Source organism: Paracoccus sp. S4493 (assembly GCF_000967735.1).
Taxonomy (GTDB): domain Bacteria; phylum Pseudomonadota; class Alphaproteobacteria; order Rhodobacterales; family Rhodobacteraceae; genus Paracoccus; species Paracoccus marcusii.
This window is the reverse complement of the sequence record NZ_JXYF01000171.1, coordinates 1-554: the sequence shown is the minus strand read 5'-3', so window position 1 is coordinate 554 and position 554 is coordinate 1. Positions and strand designations below refer to the sequence as shown.

1 protein-coding gene is annotated in these 554 nt (G+C 64.1%); it reads left to right on the top strand.

Features of this window, described 5'->3' with window-relative positions:
- The coding region (locus tag TW83_RS15830) for an ATPase domain-containing protein (RefSeq protein ID WP_045983747.1) at positions 1-554 on the top strand (554 nt) is incomplete at both ends.

The following is a 554-nucleotide window of genomic DNA, read 5'->3' as shown; positions in this document are numbered from 1 at the left end:
GGGCAAGACGACGACCGCCGTGCGCTGCATGATCTCGGCCCTGCAGCGTGGCCAGAAGGCGGCCTATTTTCTGTTCGACGAACGGCTGGCCACGCTGATGACCCGATCCAGGGTGCTGAACATGGACCTGCAGCCGTTCATCGACGCCGGCCTGCTGACGATCCGCCAGATCGACCCGGCCGAACTGTCCCCCGGAGAGTTCGCCAGCGCCGTCCGCAGCGCGGTCGAGAAGGACGATGTCGGACTGGTCGTGATCGACAGCCTGAACGCCTATCTGCACGCGATGCCAAGTGACAATTTCCTGGTGCTGCAGATGCACGAACTGCTCAGCTACCTGGCCCAGCAGGGCGTGGTCTCGCTGATGATCCTGGGTCAGCACGGGGTGACGGGCGACCTGCGGTCGGACCTGGACATCAGCTATCTGGCCGACACGATGATGATGCTGCGCTTTTTCGAGGCCGACGGAGAGGTGCGGAAGTCGATCGCGGTGATCAAGACGCGCACGTCGGACCACGAACGCACGATCCGCGAATTGCGGATCGACGGGGGCGGCA